A 16,713-nucleotide genomic window follows, 5' to 3' on the forward strand; every position below is an offset into this window, starting at 1 on the left:
TGATATTGCTTTGTCTTACTTGCTAAAGCTAAAGTCGCCGTTCTTATCGACGCCTACAGGAACCGTATCCATAGGGCCAAACTTACCTTCCAAGATCATCTTAGAAACTGGGTTTTCGATATATTGCTGAATCGCACGCTTTAGAGGTCTAGCCCCAAATATAGGGTCAAAACCGACTTCTGCAATCTTGCTCAAAGCGGCATCGCTGACCTCCAATTGCATATCCACCTTTGCCAAACGATCCGACAAGTTCTTGAGCAATATCTTGGCGATATTAGCGATATTGCCTTTATCTAAGCCATGGAACACTACGATCTCGTCAATACGATTTAAGAACTCAGGGCGGAAATGATTCTTCAACTCTTCAAATACCGCATCTTTGATCTCGGACTGCTTCTTATCTGTCATCGACTGGATGAGATGCGAGCCAATATTACTAGTCATCACAATCACCGTGTTTTTGAAATCAACAGTACGACCTTGACCATCCGTTAAACGGCCATCATCCAATACTTGCAAAAGTACGTTGAATACATCCGGATGTGCTTTTTCAATTTCATCAAACAAGATGACGCTGTAAGGATGGCGACGAACTTGCTCAGTTAAATAACCGCCCTCTTCGTAACCGACATAACCTGGAGGCGCACCAATTAAACGAGCCACACTGTGTTTCTCCATGAACTCACTCATGTCGATACGAATTAAATGGTCTTCGCTGTCGAATAAGAAACCAGCCAAGGCTTTGCAAAGCTCAGTCTTACCTACACCTGTAGGACCTAAGAATAAGAATGAACCATAAGGACGATTCTCCTCAGCAAGACCAGCACGGGAACGACGAATTGCATCCGACACCGCACGAATAGCCTCTTCCTGACCAACTACGCGCTTATGCAGCAACTCTTCCATCTTCAACAGCTTATCGCGCTCACCCTGCATCATCTTCGATACCGGGATACCAGTTGCACGAGACACTACTTCAGCAATTTCTTCTGCGCCTACTTGCGTGCGCAAGAGCTTATTCTTCACCGCGCCATCTTTATCGCCCTTTGCTTCAGCAGCAGCGGCAGACTTGAGCTTAGCTTCAAGCTCGGGTAATTTACCGTATTGCAATTCAGCAACTTGCTCTAACTTACCGTCACGCTGTAGCTTTGCAATATCCACTCTTACTTTTTCAATTTCTTCCTTCAGGTGAGCTGCGCCTAATACGGCACCCTTTTCTGCTTTCCAAACCTCTTCCAAATCAGCATACTCAGCGCCAAGACGCTTAATTTCATCTTCAATGAGGCCTAGACGTTTTTTCGAAGCATCGTCCTTCTCTTTCTTAACGGCTTCACGCTCAATCTTTAACTGAATCAAGCGACGCTCCAATCTATCCATCACTTCAGGCTTGGAGTCGATCTCCATCCGAATACGTGAACCAGCCTCATCAATCAGGTCGATCGCTTTATCCGGCAAGAAACGATCTGTAATGTAGCGATGTGATAATTCAGCCGCCGCAACAATTGCTGGGTCAGTAATCTCAATGCCGTGATGCAGTTCATAGCGCTCTTTCAGGCCACGTAAGATAGCAACGGTAGCTTCAACGCTAGGTTCTTCCACCATCACTTTTTGGAAACGACGTTCTAGGGCGGGATCTTTTTCGATGTACTTACGGTACTCATCTAAAGTCGTTGCGCCAATGCAATGCAATTCACCCCGAGCCAAGGCAGGTTTGAGCATATTGCCGGCGTCCATCGCACCCTCTCCTTTGCCTGCACCAACCATTGTATGAATCTCATCAATAAAGATGATGGTCTGGCCTTCGTCTTTAGCCACATCGCTCAGAACAGCCTTGAGGCGTTCTTCGAATTCACCGCGGTACTTAGCGCCTGCTAATAACAAGGCCATATCCAATACGAGGACGCGCTTGTTTTTGAGGGTTTCAGGAACTTCGCCATTAATAATGCGCTGGGCTAAGCCCTCGACGATGGCAGTCTTACCAACACCTGGCTCACCAATCAGTACTGGATTGTTTTTACCGCGACGTTGCAAGATCTGAATCGTGCGACGAATTTCATCATCGCGACCAATGACAGGATCAAGCTTGCCCATACGAGCACGCTCAGTTAAATCGACGGTGTATTTCTTTAAGGCTTCACGTTGACCTTCAGCATCTGCACTATTCACTGACTCTCCTCCGCGTACTAAATCAATAGCCGCCTCTAACGATTTGCGATTTAAACCATTCTCACGAGCAATCTTGCCCAGCTCGCCCTTATCATCGGCTACCACCAGCAAAAACAATTCACCGGCGATAAATTGATCATTGCGCTTATTGGCTTCCTTTTCACATAAGTTGAGCCAGTTACTTAAATCACGGCCGACCTGAACCTCGCCACTGGTGCCCTGCACTTCCGGGAGATTGCTAATTAGCTTCTCGGCTGCCTTCTCAAGACCGGGTACATTAACGCCAGCGCGGGTTAATAAACTCTTGGCGCCACCATCGGAATCACGCAGCATCGCCAAGAGCAAGTGGGCTGGCTCGATGTATTGATTGTCTTTTGCCAACGCAAGGCTTTGCGCCTCGCTGAGGGCCTCTTGAAATTTAGTAGTTAATTTATCTATTCTCATTTTTTAATTCCTATTTACTACAGCTATTTTTTACATATATCTATCTATAGAATATAGGGGCATTCTTGTTAATTTCAAGTCTGTTAGACCTCTTTTTAAGCGAATTTATCCCTATTTTGACCTGGCTTGTTTACCTATTGGAATGCTCTGATGGCAGCTACTATGCTGGGATCACCAACCGCCTAGAACATCGCTTGGCAGCTCATAATTCAGGGGATGGTGCTCGGTATACGAGGGCTCGCAGACCAGTAATCCTTTTAGCCACCCAAGAGCACCCAGATCGATCTGAGGCGTCTAAGGCCGAGGCTAAGTTAAAGAAGTTGCCCAGATCGGAAAAGTTGGGCTTTTTTAAAACCTAAAAGATGGGTTCGATTTACGCAGGGTTCTTAAGCAACTTAACCACGATGATCAGCCCAAACAGGACCTAAGCTCAGAGATAAGCCTTTTAAATTGCTCTGGCCTTAAAAACTGGCCAATCTGCACACTTTGACCAGCCTCCTCAATAAAAAAAACTTTTTCAGCCTCTTGTGGCGAAGAAATCCTAACCCAGCGAGTATTAAATTCAAGCGCGGTCTCTTTATAAGCGATAAATTTCCTCACAATTAAGCGAGTCCCGCTAATTTGAATCTCCTCAAAATCCAAGGCATGTCGACAATAAATCAAAAAACCAGCGGTGACAGCAGTCAACTCAACCGCCGTAAAGATAAGAATAATTTTTACGCCGGCCAATAGAAAACCAGTGGCCACGGTTAATGAAAGACAAACCAGGGCGATATAGAACTTGAGCAGCTGACCTGGGGTCAGCGCGCAATTTCGCCTCATCTTCCATGTTTTCATTCTGGATAATTCTTATCAGGCTTGGGGGTTGAGCTCGAAGAATTATCCGCTTTAGAGATCAGGGGTGGCGCACTCATTTTCTCGCCATCCCATACTTGGCCACACCAACACTCCCCCGCCTCGTTGATGATGCAAACGCCTGAGCCGCAGCAACGTTTATCCGGCGCTTTCATGATTAACCTATTCGTCCTGAACAATTCATAATGAAGTCTATTCTAGAGTTTTTATTGAGATGGCGCACTCACCCCCCAACCAATCAACAGACATGCAGAATCCGCTATTTGACTACCAAGACACTGCAGAACCCTTAGCCATAGTGATAAGGGATGGTCATGTTGAATATTTCAATCATTTTTATGATGTGGATGAATCTGATCATCTTTATAGAATCCTACTCAACTCCCTACCTTGGGAGGTGGACGAGATCAAGATGTTTGGCAAGCTAGTGAAGACAGTAAGAAAAGTGGTCTGGGTGGGCGATCCAGAATGCGCATACACCTACTCTGGAGTTCAAAAAACACCTCAGGCCTGGACTAATGAGTTATTGCAAATGAAGCATAAGCTTGAACAATTCACTGGCCACACCTACAACTCCTGCTTACTCAATCTGTATCACAGCGGCGCTGAGGGCATGGGCTGGCACAGTGATGATGAGAAAGAATTAGATAGCGGGAATCCTATCGCATCAGTCAGCCTAGGTGCTCGACGTAAGTTTGCATTTCGCCATAAGCAAGATAAAAGAAGCTACCCAGTATTTCTGGAGCATGGCAGCCTGCTGATCATGCATCCGCCCACTCAAGAGTATTGGCATCACAGTCTTCTCAAGACAACAACCATTACAAGCCCCCGAATTAATCTCACCTTTCGGAAAATACTTCCCCGAATATGAAAGAGCTTGGTTTTTGTGTCTTGAGCTAGCCTTTAGGCTAAATAGCGGTGCGCCAAATTATTTCCAACGCGCCATTGCAGCATCGTCAGTCACGCGAGCATCAACCCATTTACTGCCTTCTGGGGTTTCTTCTTTTTTCCAAAATGGGGCCGCTGTTTTTAAGTAGTCCATGATGAACTCACAAGCTGCAAATGCTTCACCTCGGTGGGCGCTAGTAACAGCCACCAAAACAATTTGATCTTCAGGCAGAAGTGGTCCCACTCGATGAATTACTAGTGTTTTATAAAGATCCCAGCGGGCTCTAGCTTGCTTGATGATTTCCTCCAGGGACTTTTCTGTCATGCCGGGATAGTGCTCTAGCGTCATACCTTTGACTTGACTGCCGTCATTCATATCCCGGACGGTACCCACAAAAGTCACTACCGCACCCACACGGGGATCATCCTTACGAAGCGCCTTCACTTCAGTCGTGAGATCAAAGTCTTGCTCTTGAACGCGGATGAAATCGTTTTGCATCTTAGCCACCCGTAACCGGGGGGAAGAATGCGACTTCAGCACCCTCTACTAGCGGAGTGGAATCGGCCACCATCTCTTGATTTAAAGCGCAACGAATCACCTTAGTACTAGCGAATACTTCGGACCAAGGATTGCCTCGCTGAGCAAGGTAGCCCCTTAAGTCAGCAATGGTTTTTACTTCCGGCGGTGTAGTAATACTTTCACCAGAAAGTCCAAGACCCTCTCTTAAGGAGGCAAAGAATCGTAATTCGAGTTTCATAAGGGAATCGTAATACGATTAGGCGAGGAGCGCGTTAAACGGGATATACTTCACCAGCTCGCCCGCCTTAAAAGTATGTCCTGGCGGGCAATCCAGCAGGCCATCACCCCATGAAGCGCTTGTAAGAACTCCGGAGCTTTGATTGGGAAATAGATCCAAACCACCCTGCGCATTGATTTTGACCCGTAGGAACTCATTGCGACGATCACCCTTGAGCCAATCAAAGTCAGCACGCATAGGATAAGACTGAGGCATGCCTGCATCTCGTCCCTGCAACTTGAGAATGAATGGCCGCACGAATAAAAGGAAGGTAATAAAGCTAGATACTGGATTACCAGGTAGTCCAATAAACCAAGTTTCCGCATCCTTATTTTGACCTGACTTGCGCACGGCACCGAAAGCTAAAGGCTTCCCAGGTTTAATGGCGATCTGCCAGAGATCTAACCTACCCTCAGCAGTCACCGCGGGTTTGATGTGATCCTCTTCACCAACCGATACACCGCCAGAAGTAATAATCAAATCATGATCTTTACTAGCCTTGCGCAGCGTTTCTTTAGTAGCCTCAAGACTGTCTGGAACAATTCCAAAATCCGTTGCATCGCATCCAAGGGATTTAATGCACGCCAATAAAGTATCGCGATTGGAATTATAGATACCACCCGGTTTCAGCGGCTCACCTGGAAGTGAAAGCTCATCACCGGTAAAAAATGCGGCCACCCTGACCTTACGCTTCACATTTAAATGCGTTAGGCCGGCAGATGCTGCAACACCTAATTCTTGTGGGCGCAGAAAAGTACCCGCGCTGAGAGCCGCTTTACCTGCAGTGAGGTCCTCACCTCTTCTGCGAATCCATTGACCTGATGTTGGTGCAATATTGACCTGCACTTGATCAGTTGAACCCTCTGGAATAGCGCAGTCCTCCTGCATCACAACGGCATCAGCGCCCGGAGGAACTGGGGCACCAGTAAAAATTCTGGCAGCAGTACCTGGCTCTAGCTGCGTACCCATAGATCCCGCCGGAATACGTTGCGCAATCTTGAGAGTATTTCCAGATGTTTGGGTATCAGCAGTACGCACTGCATAACCATCCATGGAAGTGTTATCGAGCGGGGGAACATCAACTAGGCTGTTCACATTCTCTGCAAGCACACGACCAAGAGCGGCTTGCATAGTGACCGTCTCACACTCACCTACAGCTTTTGCATTTGACAGCAGGTGATCTAAAGCCTGCTGAGCAGTCAACATCGGAGGCTTGGTCATAGTGTTTTATTTCTGAGTTAGTTGACGTGGGCAGTGATGAAGTTTTTCACTTGATTCACATCAGCATCGATATTTTCAACGCGCTGTGGCTTTGACTTGATATCTTTAAATGCTGCAGGGCACTCTGCTGGACGGCCCAGCGCCACTTCAATCGTTTCTTCAAACTTAATCGGCAAGGCAGTTTCCAAGACAATCATTGGAATACCTGCCTGCAAATGCTCACGCGCCACCTTCACACCATCGGCGGTATGTGTATCAATCATGACGCCATACTGCGAGTCAATATTGCGAATTGTCTCAAGGCGGTTTTCATGAGTGCTGCGACCAGATTGGAATCCATACTTGGCAATGTCTTTAAAGACAGCATCTTTAGAAATATCAAATCCGCCGGCTTCGTCTACCTGCTTGAACATGCTTGCGGTTGCTTTGCCATCTTTACCCATGAGGTCAAAGACAAAGCGTTCAAAATTACTCGCCTTAGAAATATCCATGGACGGGCTAGAAGTATGCAAAGTCTCAGCAGACTTGCGCGCACGATAAACGCCTGTTCTGAAGAACTCATCGAGTACATCATTTTCATTGGTAGCGGCAATCAAATGCGCAATTGGTAAACCCATCATGCGGGCAATATGACCAGCACAGATATTGCCAAAGTTACCAGAGGGCACGGTAAATGATACTTTTTCTGTGCTTGATTTTGTAGCCAGCAAATATCCTTGGAAGTAGTAAACCACCTGGGCAACCACACGGCCCCAGTTAATTGAGTTCACAGTACCGATTTGATTATTTGCTTTAAAGGCATGATCATTGCTGACTGCTTTGACAATATCTTGGCAGTCATCAAACACACCAGCTACCGCCAGATTAAAAATATTAGGGTCTTGCAAGGAATACATCTGAGCGGATTGGAAAGCGCTCATTTTGCCGCGTGGTGAAAGCATGAATACCTTCACACCTTCTTTGCCACGCATGGCATATTCAGCAGCACTACCAGTATCACCAGAAGTCGCGCCCAAAATATTGAGCTTTTGACCTTTCTTCTTCAAAGCATACTCAAAGAGATTGCCGAGCAACTGCATCGCCATATCTTTAAATGCCAATGTTGGTCCATTAGACAGACTCAACAAGCCGATACGAGTACCCTGCTCCTCGCCCAACCAATGTAATGGCGTGATGTCTTTAGCATTATCTTCGGTACGTCCATTGCAATAGACTTGCTCTGTATAAGTTTTGCGCAGTAATGCGCGCAAATCTGCCTCAGGAATGTCATCACAATAGAGACTTAAGACCTCATAAGCGAGATCGGCATAAGGCAATCCACGCCAGGAATCTAACTGCTCTTTAGTGACTTGCGGATACTCAGTGGGCAAATATAGGCCGCCATCCGGAGCCAATCCGCCGAGCAAGATTTCTAAAAAGGATTGCTGTGGGCTATTGCCTCGAGTAGATTGGTAACGCATGACTTGTATTAGGAGAGATTTTCTAAACGGATCTTCACGACTTCACCGGCAACCGTTTTCAGATTCTGAATTTCAGCAATCGCTGCTAGCATGTGCTTTTCTTTAGTCTCATGTGTCAATGCAACCAAATCAGTTTGGCTTTCACCTTCGTCCGCTTCTTTTTGTAAAAGCGCATCGATTGAAATGCCATGAGCAGCCAGAATCTTTGTGATGTCAGCTAATACGCCAGCCTGATCAGCCACACGCAAACGCAAGTAATAGCTGGTGGTAATTTCACCCATTGGTAATACTGCGATATCGCGCACTGCATCTGGTTGGAATGCAAGATATGGAACACGGTTCTCAGGGCTTGCACCCAATAAACGCGTGATATCTACTAAGTCAGCAATCACAGCAGATGCGGTTGGCTCTGAACCTGCACCTTTACCGTAGTACAAGGTAGTACCAACGGCATCACCAAATACCTGAACGGCATTCATGGCACCTTCTACGTTTGCAATGAGACGTTTAGTAGGAATGAGGGTTGGATGCACGCGCAGCTCTACACCAGTCGTTGTCTTCTTCGCGATACCCAGCAACTTGATGCGATAGCCCAACTGCTCGGCATACTTGATATCGATCGCATCGAGTTTCGTAATTCCTTCAACATGGGCTTTCTCAAATTGCATTGGAATACCAAATGCAATCGCACTCATGATGGTTGCTTTGTGTGCAGCATCTACACCTTCAATATCAAATGTAGGATCTGCTTCTGCGTAACCTAAACGCTGCGCTTCTTTTAAGACAGTCGCAAAGTCCAAGCCTTTGTCGCGCATCTCAGTAAGAATGAAATTAGTTGTGCCGTTGATGATGCCGGCAATCCACTCAATGTGATTCGCAGTCAAACCTTCGCGCAGCGCTTTAATAATTGGGATGCCACCAGCAACTGCCGCTTCAAAAGCGACCATGACACCCTTTTCATGAGCAGCTTTAAAAATCTCATTGCCATGTACAGCGATTAAAGCCTTATTGGCTGTTACCACGTGCTTGCCAGCTGCGATTGCTTCTAGCACCAACTCTTTAGCAATACCGTAACCACCAATCAACTCAACAACGATATCAATCTCAGGGTTATTAATCACTGCACGCGCATCGCTCACCACTTGAGCGCGGTCATTGACCAGTTCTTTGGCACGCTCCACATTGAGATCGGCAACTGTATTAATGCGAATACCACGACCTGCGCGACGTTGAATTTCATTCTGGTTACGCTCGAGTACGGTGAATACGCCACCACCTACAGTGCCAATACCTAATAGACCAACTTGAATCGGTTTCATGATGCCTTTGTTGCAGTTGAGTTAGCCGCTTTACGACTATGTTTTTGACGATAACGCTCTAAAAAACGTGCGAGACGACCAATGGCCTCTTTAAGCACATCCTCATGAGGTAAGAACACTACGCGGAAGTGATCTGGCTTGCCCCAGTTAAAACCGGAGCCCTGCACTAACAACACTTTCTCTTCCTTTAAGAGATCGGCTACAAACTGCTGATCATCTTCAATGGGGTACATCTCGGGATCAAGCTTTGGAAATAAGTACAAAGCAGACTTTGGTTTCACGCAAGTCACACCAGGGATCTCAGTAATGAGTTTCCAGGCGAGGTCACGCTGCTTAGCCAAGCGACCGCCTTCATTGACCAAATCATTGATGCTCTGATAGCCGCCCAATGCAGTTTGAATGGCGTACTGTCCAGGCACGTTCGCACACAGGCGCATTGAGGACAACATATTGAGACCCTCAATGTAATCTCGAATCATCTCTTTATCGCCTGACACGATCATCCAGCCAGCACGGTAGCCGCAAGAGCGATAGTTCTTAGAGAGGCCATTGAAGGTAATGGTGACTACATCAGTAGATAAGGACGCCAAAGAGATGTGTTTCTCTTGGTCGTACAGCATCTTGTCGTAAATCTCATCGGCAAACAGAATCAAGCCATGCTCACGTGCAATTGACGTTAACTCCGTTAGCACTTCTTTGGAGTAAATGGCACCAGTTGGATTGTTGGGATTAATCACCACAATCGCTTTAGTGCGCGGCGTGATCTTTTTACGCAAATCCGCCAAATCAGGAGCCCATTCTTTGGACTCATCACACAAGTAATGAACTGGGGTACCACCGGACAGACTAACGGCAGCTGTCCATAATGGATAGTCAGGGGCTGGTACCAATACTTCGTCGCCATTGTTAAGCAATGCATTCATTGCCAAGACGATCAGTTCAGAAACGCCATTGCCGGTATAAATGTCATCCAAAGTAACGCCTTGAATGCCTTTTTCTTGGCAATACTGCATGATGGCCTTACGAGCCGCAAAAATTCCCTTGGAATCGGAGTACGCTGAGGCATTACCCAAGTTACGGATCATGTCTAACTGAATCTCTTCTGGAGGATCAAAGCCAAAAACACCCACATTACCGATGTTTAATTTGATGATTTTGTGACCCTCTTCCTCCATGCGCTGAGCGAGCTCCAGCACGGGTCCACGTATGTCGTAACAGACGTGATTGAGTTTTTCAGACTTTAGGATCGGTTTCACAATAAATTAAAGGGTAAGTTCTTGAAATCTAGGAAAAAACAGCTAGCTATAATCCTCATAATTATGACAGAGAGTCCACGTGAAGCTTCAATCTGACCCCCATTCCGGAGCCAATACGATCACCGGTTACGGCGATGGCTACATAGAGATCAATAAGATCCCCTACAGTCACGCGGTTTTATTGAGCTCAGATGGTGAAATCCTCGAGTGGCCAGTGAAATCCTTTGAGGAGCTAAGCCCAGCTGATTTCGCTCAAATGGCCTCTCTCAAGCCTGAATTAATCATTATTGGGACTGGCAAACGCCAGCGCTTCCCCAAGCCTGAACTTTTAAAAACCCTCATTGACGCCAAGCTAGGCTTTGAAGTGATGGACTCTCAAGCGGCCTGTAGAACATACAACATTCTTGTTGGCGAAGGTCGCCAGGTACTGCTTGCCCTGATTGTGGAAGCCATCTAATGCAGTTTGGCCAAGTTCGGCAATCCAGCGCCCTCAACCCAGTCTCAATTTTGATTCTGGTTCTTGTCTATGCCTTGCTGTGGTTTGGCACTCTCAATTATCGCCACCTCATTCCCTCTGATGAAGGGCGTTATGCCGAGATTGCGCGCGAGATGCTCGTCACCGGAGATTGGGTTACCCCTCGCTATAACGGCTACAAGTATTTTGAAAAACCTCCTTTACAAATTTGGGCCACTGCCACCGCCTTTAATCTTTTTGGCATCGGTGACTGGCAAGCGCGCTTATGGACTGCGCTCACTGGATTTTTAACAATTGTATTTATTGGCTTTACTGGCGCACGCATCTATAGCGCACGAGCAGGTTGGTTAGCTGCTATCGCTTTGGCGTCTAGCCCTATGTGGGTAATTGGTGGGCATATCAACTCACTCGATATGGGATTGTCGGCATTTTTAGTTGCAGCACTCTGCAGTCTATTATTGGCACAAAATTCTCAGAAGACGAGCGACACTAGAAAGTGGATGTGGGCCTGCTGGGCATTCATGGCCTTAGCCACCTTATCAAAGGGCGTTATCGGCGTAGCTATCCCTGGGATGGTCTTTATTGTTTATTCCATTAGCGCGTGGGACTGGAAGATTTGGAAACAGCTGCACATGATTAGTGGCACGATTTTATTTTTAGCAATTACCTCCCCTTGGTTTGTTCTAGTGGCCCAACGCAATCCAGAATTTTTAGAGTTCTTCTTTATTCATGAGCACCTGCAACGATTTACGCAAACAGCGCACAGTAGAACCGGTCCAATCTATTACTTCGTCCCCCTACTGCTCCTGGGATTTTTGCCGTGGGTTGCACAAACTCCTGGAGCCCTAAGAGATGCCTGGGGAGAGCGCAATCGTGAGTTCTCGAGCGGCTGGTTGCTCACCTGCTGGTTTGCGGTCATTATGGGATTCTTTAGCATCTCTCAATCAAAATTACCTGGCTACATCATTCCTGTCTTCCCAGCATTGGCAATGCTTGTTGGCCATCACTTAGATCGCAATCTGGGCTCAAGCAATTCACTGGAATTGCCATGGAAATTACAAACCCTCTTCTTTGTAATTTTAGGTGGTGTTGGATTTTTCTTTTTAGGCGAGGTTGGCAAACAAGCTAGGCCGGATGAAATTGAATCCTACGCTCAATACACCCATTGGATTGTTGCAGCACTCGTTGCATTAGTTTTATTCAGCCTCTTGGCATTCATGCAAAGCAAGCGTTATGGCTTTAGGAGTATTACGAGTTTTGCAGGTGGTTTTTTTCTCTGCGCAATCATCGCGGGTACAGGCCATGAGACTCTCGGTCGCGCAGTATCGGGCATTGATTTAGTAGAAAAAGTGAAGGCAGGTATTCCGGAGAAGGTGAACTTTTACTCCGTGCGAATCCTAGACCATACAGTGCCTTTCTATTTAGGTAGAACGATGATTATGGTGGAGTCTCCGGATGAGCTGGAGTTTGGCGTAAAGCAAGAACCACAACTGTGGCTCCCCACCTTTGATGCCTTTATCGAGCGCTGGAAAGAGGATCAAACTGCTTATGCCTTAATGGTTCCAGAGCAATATATCCAATTACAGAAACTCAATCTCCCAATGCAAGAAGTTGGCAGAGATTCTCGGCGCGTAATTGTTAAACACCCAGAGTTACAAAGCAGCTCAGCAAAATAAATTCTTAAGGCCACCATGTCAGCCAATTCAAACTCTCTGCCCTTTATTCCGTTTACGCGCCCACACTTTAATCAAGAAACAATTGATGCAGTTGCAGAGGTATTACGCTCTGGCTGGGTAACTTCAGGACCGAAGTTAGCAGAATTTGAAGCCACATTGAGCGAATACTTTGGCGGCCGCCCAGTGCGTTGTTTTGCCAACGGCACTGCCACCATGAAAATCGCATTGCAGGTTGCTGGGATTGGTCCTGGCGATGAAGTCATCACCACCCCGATCTCTTGGGTAGCTACTTCTAATGTCATTTTGAGTGTAGGTGCAACACCCGTATTTGTAGATATTGATCCCGTCACTCGCAATATGGATTTAAGCAAGCTGGCTGCAGCATTTACACCGAAGACACGCGCAATCATGCCCGTCTATTTAGCTGGGCTACCTGTGAATATGGATCAACTCTATGACCTCGCCAAACAATACAAACTCCGCGTAATTGAAGATGCTGCCCAAGCATTTGGATCACAGTGGAAAGGGCAAAAGATCGGCAGCATTGGTGATTTGGTGAGCTTTAGTTTTCAGGCAAATAAGAATTTATCCACGGTTGAAGGTGGGTGCCTTGTTCTGAATAACGCAGATGAAGCAAAGCTTGCTGAGAAGTTTCGTCTCCAAGGTCTTACCCGCCAAGGTATGGATGGCATGGATGTTGACGTACTTGGCGGCAAAGATAATTTGACAGATGTCAATGCGGTCATTGGCTTGCATCAACTAAAACAGTTGCCAGCATTTCAGGCACGTAGAAGTGCTTTAGCAAGACAGTACTTTGATGCCATTCGCACTGAAATGAAATCTGCCGGCTTAGATAATCTGGATTTAGAGTTGCCCGTGGAGAACTTTAGCGATAGTAACTGGCACATGTTCCAAGTGGCACTTCCACTCGAGCAATTGAGTGTGGATCGTGCGCAAGTGATGACCGAACTCAAAGAATTAGGCATTGGTACAGGTGTTCATTACCCTGCCATTACTGGATTCACGCTCTATCAAAACCTGGGTTACAAAGTTGAAGCCACTCCAGTAGCAGAGCGTATTGGCCGCTCTATTTTGACCCTCCCCCTCTTTCCAGGGATGGCGGACGAAGATATTGGCCGCATAGCCAGTGCTTTAGCGGGAATTCTGAAGAAACATCACAAAAACTAGTATCGAGAGCGGAATCAGGCAAAATTGCAGCATGACTGCAAATTTAGCTACCCAAGCCTGCAATCCCGTGCTCAGCGTTGTTATTCCGGTTTACAACGAGGAAGATGGCCTTCAAGCCCTCTTTGATCGCCTGTATCCTGCGCTTGATGTGATGTCTAGCAAGCGCAATATTGCTTACGAAGTGGTATTTGTTAATGATGGCAGTAAAGATCGTTCTGCTGGCATCTTGGCCAAGCAGGTTGAGCTCCGCCCTGATGTGACCCGTGCGGTGTTATTTCACAGTAACTTTGGTCAGCACATGGCGATCATGGCTGGCTTTGAATATTCTCGCGGTGAATACATCATCACCCTGGATGCTGACCTACAAAATCCCCCAGAAGAAATCGACGCCTTGGTAAATGAATTACTCAAAGGTCATGACTACGTTGGCACTATCCGCGCTAATCGTCGCGACAGCTTCTTTAGAAAATTTGCCTCCCGTGCCATGAATCATTTGCGGGAAAAAATTACTCGCATCACGATGACCGACCAAGGTTGCATGTTGCGCGGCTATAGCCGTCGTATTGTTGATCTTGTTCGTCAGTGTGACGAAAGCAACACATTTATTCCAGCGCTAGCTTATACCTTCGCATCGAATCCTACAGAAATCAGCGTCAAACATGAAGAACGTTTTGCTGGTGAATCCAAGTACAGTCTGTATCAACTCATTCGCTTGAACTTCGACTTAGTAACCGGCTTCTCCGTGATGCCTTTGCAGATTTTCTCGATCCTGGGAATGCTCTTGGCCATGGCCGCAGGCAGCCTATTTATATATCTACTAGTTCGCCGCTTCGTTTTAGGAGCTGAGGTTGAGGGAGTCTTCACACTCTTTGCCCTCACCTTCTGCTTGATTGGCGTAATGCTGTTTGGTCTTGGCTTACTCGGTGAATATATTGGCCGTATCTACCAACAAGTTCGTGAGCGTCCTCGCTATGTTGTGCAAACTGTTTTAGAGAAAAAATAATTGCACGCAGTCGTCTTTGCATATCACGATGTTGGCGTTAATTGCCTCAAGGCTTTGATCGCTGCGGGCATCCAGATTGATGTGGTGATTACCCACCAAGATGACCCGAATGAGAATGTCTGGTTTGGGAGTGTTGCCAAACTGTGTGAGGATAAAAAAATTCCTTACATCACACCAAACGCCAATCAGTTAATAGATCTCGTGCCGCAGATACAAAAACTGGCGCCCGATTACCTTTTCTCTTTTTACTATCGCCATATGATTCCGGCCGAGCTCTTGGCTTGCGCCAAAATTGCTGCCCTGAATATGCATGGCTCACTCCTACCAAAGTATCGTGGCCGCGCTCCAGTCAATTGGGCAATCCTTCATGGAGAAACCGAAACCGGTGCCACATTACACGTTATGGAAGTCAAACCAGATGCCGGCGATATCGTGGGGCAATCGGCTGTCTCTATTGGTCCCGATGAAACCGCTACTGAAGTGTTTGGCAAAGTTAGTCAGGCGGCCGTTACGGTAATGAACCAGGTCCTCCCGGAACTTGTACAAGGCCACATCCCCCGAAAGCCAAATAATCTGGCTCAAGGCAGCTATTTTGGAGGTCGAAAGCCTGCGGATGGGCAAATTCTGTGGCAACAGACGGCTCAGCAGGTGCACAACCTCGTGCGAGCCGTTGCACCCCCCTACCCCGGGGCTTTTACCGACTGGCAAGGTCAGCGCAGAATTGTGGCTCGTACCAGCCTAAAAGGGCCATTTCCGGGGCAACTAGATCTTCAGGTTCCCGGCATCCAAGTGGTTGATAATCAGGTATTCGGCGTTTGTGGAGACCAACAAGCAGTAGCAATACTGGACTGGTTCCCAGCAAACAGCTAATAACAAATGAAGTGCAGCACCCTTTAGATTAAAAACGAGGCAGTAAAGATGAAAAAAGTACTCATTCTTGGCGTAAACGGTTTTATTGGCCACCACCTTTCCAAGCGCATCCTAGAGACGACCGATTGGGATGTCTATGGCATGGATATGCAAAACGATCGCCTCGGTGATTTAGTAAATCATCCCCGCATGCATTTCTTCGAGGGCGATATCACGATCAATAAAGAATGGGTCGAATATCACATCCGCAAATGCGATGTCATTCTGCCTTTAGTAGCGATTGCTACCCCAGCAACTTATGTTCAGCAGCCGCTGAAAGTATTTGAGCTCGACTTCGAGGCTAACTTACCAATCGTGCGCTCAGCCGTTAAATACAAAAAGCATTTGGTATTTCCATCTACATCGGAAGTCTATGGCATGTGTGAAGATGGTGAATTTGATCCCGCTAAATCGAATATGGTTTACGGTCCAATCAATAAACCACGTTGGATCTACGCTTGCTCTAAGCAATTGATGGATCGCGTAATTTGGGGTTACGGTATGGAAGGCTTACGCTTTACCCTCTTCCGTCCATTTAACTGGATTGGCCCAGGTCTAGATAGTATCTACACACCAAAAGAAGGTTCTTCCCGTGTAGTGACGCAATTCCTAGGTCATATCGTTCGTGGCGAAGCCATTAACGTGGTCGACGGTGGCGCCCAGAAACGTGCCTTTACTTATGTTGATGATGGTATCGATGCCTTAATGCGCATTATCGATAACAAAGATGGTGTTGCTAACGGCAAAATCTACAACATCGGTAATCCAAAGAACAATCACTCTATTCGTGAACTTGCTAATCAGATGCTGGAAATTGCACGCAGCATTCCGGAGTATGCAAAGACAGCAAATGAAGTGGAGATTGTAGAAACGACTTCTGGCGCTTACTACGGCGAAGGATATCAAGACGTTCAAAACCGTGTGCCTGCAATTGACAACACCATGAGCGAATTAGGTTGGAAGCCAACCACCAATATGAGCGATGCGTTAATGAATATTTTTGAAGCCTATCGTGAAGATGTGGAAAAAGCACGTCACTTGGTTGATAACGAGTAA

Annotated in this window: 17 protein-coding genes; 8 read left to right on the plus strand and 9 right to left on the minus strand. The window is 46.8% G+C overall.

The genetic code is table 11. The annotated features are described in order from the left end of the window. Window positions 1-15 precede the first annotated feature (15 nt). Entirely contained in the window at window positions 16-2,610 is a 2,595-nt protein-coding gene (clpB, locus tag FD971_RS07030) for an ATP-dependent chaperone ClpB (protein WP_215333546.1), read from the minus strand. A gap of 116 nt (window positions 2,611-2,726) precedes the next feature. Here clpB and FD971_RS07035 point away from each other — a divergent pair, with 116 nt between their 5' ends. Further along, window positions 2,727-2,969: a GIY-YIG nuclease family protein gene (locus FD971_RS07035; RefSeq protein WP_215335280.1), complete on the plus strand. Its 243-nt coding sequence runs from the start codon at window positions 2,727-2,729 to the stop codon at window positions 2,967-2,969. A 49-nt stretch (window positions 2,970-3,018) separates the two neighbouring features. Here FD971_RS07035 and FD971_RS07040 read toward each other — a convergent pair whose 3' ends face one another. Together FD971_RS07040 and FD971_RS07045 are read right to left on the minus strand one after the other, a co-directional pair. Further along, window positions 3,019-3,447, minus strand: coding sequence for a DUF2244 domain-containing protein (locus FD971_RS07040; RefSeq protein ID WP_215333547.1), 429 nt, complete (start codon window positions 3,445-3,447; stop codon window positions 3,019-3,021). Next, the gene (locus FD971_RS07045; protein WP_215333548.1) at window positions 3,444-3,620 is read right to left on the minus strand and encodes a hypothetical protein; all 177 of its coding nucleotides are present in this window, start codon (window positions 3,618-3,620) and stop codon (window positions 3,444-3,446) included. Before FD971_RS07045 ends, FD971_RS07040 begins: the two co-directional genes overlap by 4 nt. A gap of 59 nt (window positions 3,621-3,679) precedes the next feature. Between FD971_RS07045 and FD971_RS07050 the strand changes: the two genes are divergently transcribed. Further along, the gene (locus tag FD971_RS07050; protein WP_251368604.1) at window positions 3,680-4,336 is read left to right on the plus strand and encodes an alpha-ketoglutarate-dependent dioxygenase AlkB; all 657 of its coding nucleotides are present in this window, start codon (window positions 3,680-3,682) and stop codon (window positions 4,334-4,336) included. Between the two features lie 57 nt (window positions 4,337-4,393). On the opposite strand, the gene moaE is transcribed toward FD971_RS07050, so the two are convergent. From moaE to FD971_RS07080, 6 genes are read right to left on the minus strand one after another with little or no spacing between them, the layout of a single operon-like run. Beyond that, entirely contained in the window at window positions 4,394-4,852 is a 459-nt protein-coding gene (moaE, locus tag FD971_RS07055; protein ID WP_215333549.1) for a molybdopterin synthase catalytic subunit MoaE, read from the minus strand. 1 nt (window position 4,853) lies between these two features. Continuing rightward, window positions 4,854-5,111 (minus strand): molybdopterin converting factor subunit 1, encoded by a 258-nt coding sequence (gene moaD / locus FD971_RS07060; RefSeq protein ID WP_215333550.1) that lies wholly within the window; start codon window positions 5,109-5,111, stop codon window positions 4,854-4,856. 18 nt (window positions 5,112-5,129) lie between these two features. Then, window positions 5,130-6,356 carry a gephyrin-like molybdotransferase Glp gene (glp, locus tag FD971_RS07065; protein WP_215335284.1) on the minus strand — a complete coding sequence of 409 codons (1,227 nt, stop codon included), beginning with the start codon at window positions 6,354-6,356 and terminating at the stop codon, window positions 5,130-5,132. Window positions 6,357-6,388: 32 nt separating this feature from the next. Next, complete coding sequence (gene thrC / locus FD971_RS07070) at window positions 6,389-7,831, minus strand: threonine synthase (RefSeq protein WP_215333551.1); 1,443 nt, start codon at window positions 7,829-7,831, stop codon at window positions 6,389-6,391. Between the two features lie 8 nt (window positions 7,832-7,839). Then, window positions 7,840-9,150 carry a homoserine dehydrogenase gene (locus FD971_RS07075; protein WP_215333552.1) on the minus strand — a complete coding sequence of 437 codons (1,311 nt, stop codon included), beginning with the start codon at window positions 9,148-9,150 and terminating at the stop codon, window positions 7,840-7,842. Beyond that, on the minus strand, window positions 9,147-10,406 hold the full coding sequence (locus tag FD971_RS07080) for a pyridoxal phosphate-dependent aminotransferase (RefSeq protein WP_215333553.1): 1,260 nt from the start codon (window positions 10,404-10,406) through the stop codon (window positions 9,147-9,149). Before FD971_RS07080 ends, FD971_RS07075 begins: the two co-directional genes overlap by 4 nt. A 79-nt stretch (window positions 10,407-10,485) precedes the next feature. Between FD971_RS07080 and FD971_RS07085 the strand changes: the two genes are divergently transcribed. From FD971_RS07085 to FD971_RS07110, 6 genes are read left to right on the plus strand one after another with little or no spacing between them, the layout of a single operon-like run. Further along, window positions 10,486-10,863 (plus strand): Mth938-like domain-containing protein, encoded by a 378-nt coding sequence (locus FD971_RS07085; protein ID WP_215333554.1) that lies wholly within the window; start codon window positions 10,486-10,488, stop codon window positions 10,861-10,863. Then, the gene (locus FD971_RS07090) at window positions 10,863-12,557 is read left to right on the plus strand and encodes a glycosyltransferase family 39 protein (protein WP_215333555.1); all 1,695 of its coding nucleotides are present in this window, start codon (window positions 10,863-10,865) and stop codon (window positions 12,555-12,557) included. The genes FD971_RS07085 and FD971_RS07090 overlap by 1 nt, the downstream gene beginning before the upstream one ends. A 15-nt stretch (window positions 12,558-12,572) precedes the next feature. Next, on the plus strand, window positions 12,573-13,745 hold the full coding sequence (locus FD971_RS07095; RefSeq protein WP_215333556.1) for a DegT/DnrJ/EryC1/StrS aminotransferase family protein: 1,173 nt from the start codon (window positions 12,573-12,575) through the stop codon (window positions 13,743-13,745). A gap of 31 nt (window positions 13,746-13,776) precedes the next feature. Beyond that, entirely contained in the window at window positions 13,777-14,748 is a 972-nt protein-coding gene (locus tag FD971_RS07100; protein WP_215333557.1) for a glycosyltransferase, read from the plus strand. Then, window positions 14,749-15,618: a formyltransferase gene (locus FD971_RS07105; RefSeq protein ID WP_215333558.1), complete on the plus strand. Its 870-nt coding sequence runs from the start codon at window positions 14,749-14,751 to the stop codon at window positions 15,616-15,618. 48 nt (window positions 15,619-15,666) lie between these two features. After that, a complete protein-coding gene (locus tag FD971_RS07110; protein ID WP_215333559.1) occupies window positions 15,667-16,713 on the plus strand; it encodes a bifunctional UDP-4-keto-pentose/UDP-xylose synthase in 1,047 nt (348 codons plus the stop codon).

It is taken from the genome of Polynucleobacter sp. AP-Ainpum-60-G11, from assembly GCF_018688375.1.
In the GTDB taxonomy this organism is placed as follows: Bacteria; Pseudomonadota; Gammaproteobacteria; order Burkholderiales; family Burkholderiaceae; genus Polynucleobacter.

What these genes read in the sequence shown, in the direction of transcription:
- glp (WP_215335284.1), bottom strand. Translation starts at nt 6,356, where the DNA reads ATGTTGACTGCTCAGCAGGCTTTAGATCACCTGCTGTCAAATGCAAAA.
- FD971_RS07050 (WP_251368604.1), top strand. Translation starts at nt 3,680, where the DNA reads ATGGCGCACTCACCCCCCAACCAATCAACAGACATGCAGAATCCGCTA.
- FD971_RS07045 (WP_215333548.1), bottom strand. Translation starts at nt 3,620, where the DNA reads ATGAAAGCGCCGGATAAACGTTGCTGCGGCTCAGGCGTTTGCATCATC.
- FD971_RS07040 (WP_215333547.1), bottom strand. Translation starts at nt 3,447, where the DNA reads ATGAAAACATGGAAGATGAGGCGAAATTGCGCGCTGACCCCAGGTCAG.
- moaD (WP_215333550.1), bottom strand. Translation starts at nt 5,111, where the DNA reads ATGAAACTCGAATTACGATTCTTTGCCTCCTTAAGAGAGGGTCTTGGA.
- thrC (WP_215333551.1), bottom strand. Translation starts at nt 7,831, where the DNA reads ATGCGTTACCAATCTACTCGAGGCAATAGCCCACAGCAATCCTTTTTA.
- FD971_RS07095 (WP_215333556.1), top strand. Translation starts at nt 12,573, where the DNA reads ATGTCAGCCAATTCAAACTCTCTGCCCTTTATTCCGTTTACGCGCCCA.
- FD971_RS07075 (WP_215333552.1), bottom strand. Translation starts at nt 9,150, where the DNA reads ATGAAACCGATTCAAGTTGGTCTATTAGGTATTGGCACTGTAGGTGGT.
- FD971_RS07110 (WP_215333559.1), top strand. Translation starts at nt 15,667, where the DNA reads ATGAAAAAAGTACTCATTCTTGGCGTAAACGGTTTTATTGGCCACCAC.
- FD971_RS07100 (WP_215333557.1), top strand. Translation starts at nt 13,777, where the DNA reads ATGACTGCAAATTTAGCTACCCAAGCCTGCAATCCCGTGCTCAGCGTT.
- FD971_RS07090 (WP_215333555.1), top strand. Translation starts at nt 10,863, where the DNA reads ATGCAGTTTGGCCAAGTTCGGCAATCCAGCGCCCTCAACCCAGTCTCA.
- clpB (WP_215333546.1), bottom strand. Translation starts at nt 2,610, where the DNA reads ATGAGAATAGATAAATTAACTACTAAATTTCAAGAGGCCCTCAGCGAG.
- moaE (WP_215333549.1), bottom strand. Translation starts at nt 4,852, where the DNA reads ATGCAAAACGATTTCATCCGCGTTCAAGAGCAAGACTTTGATCTCACG.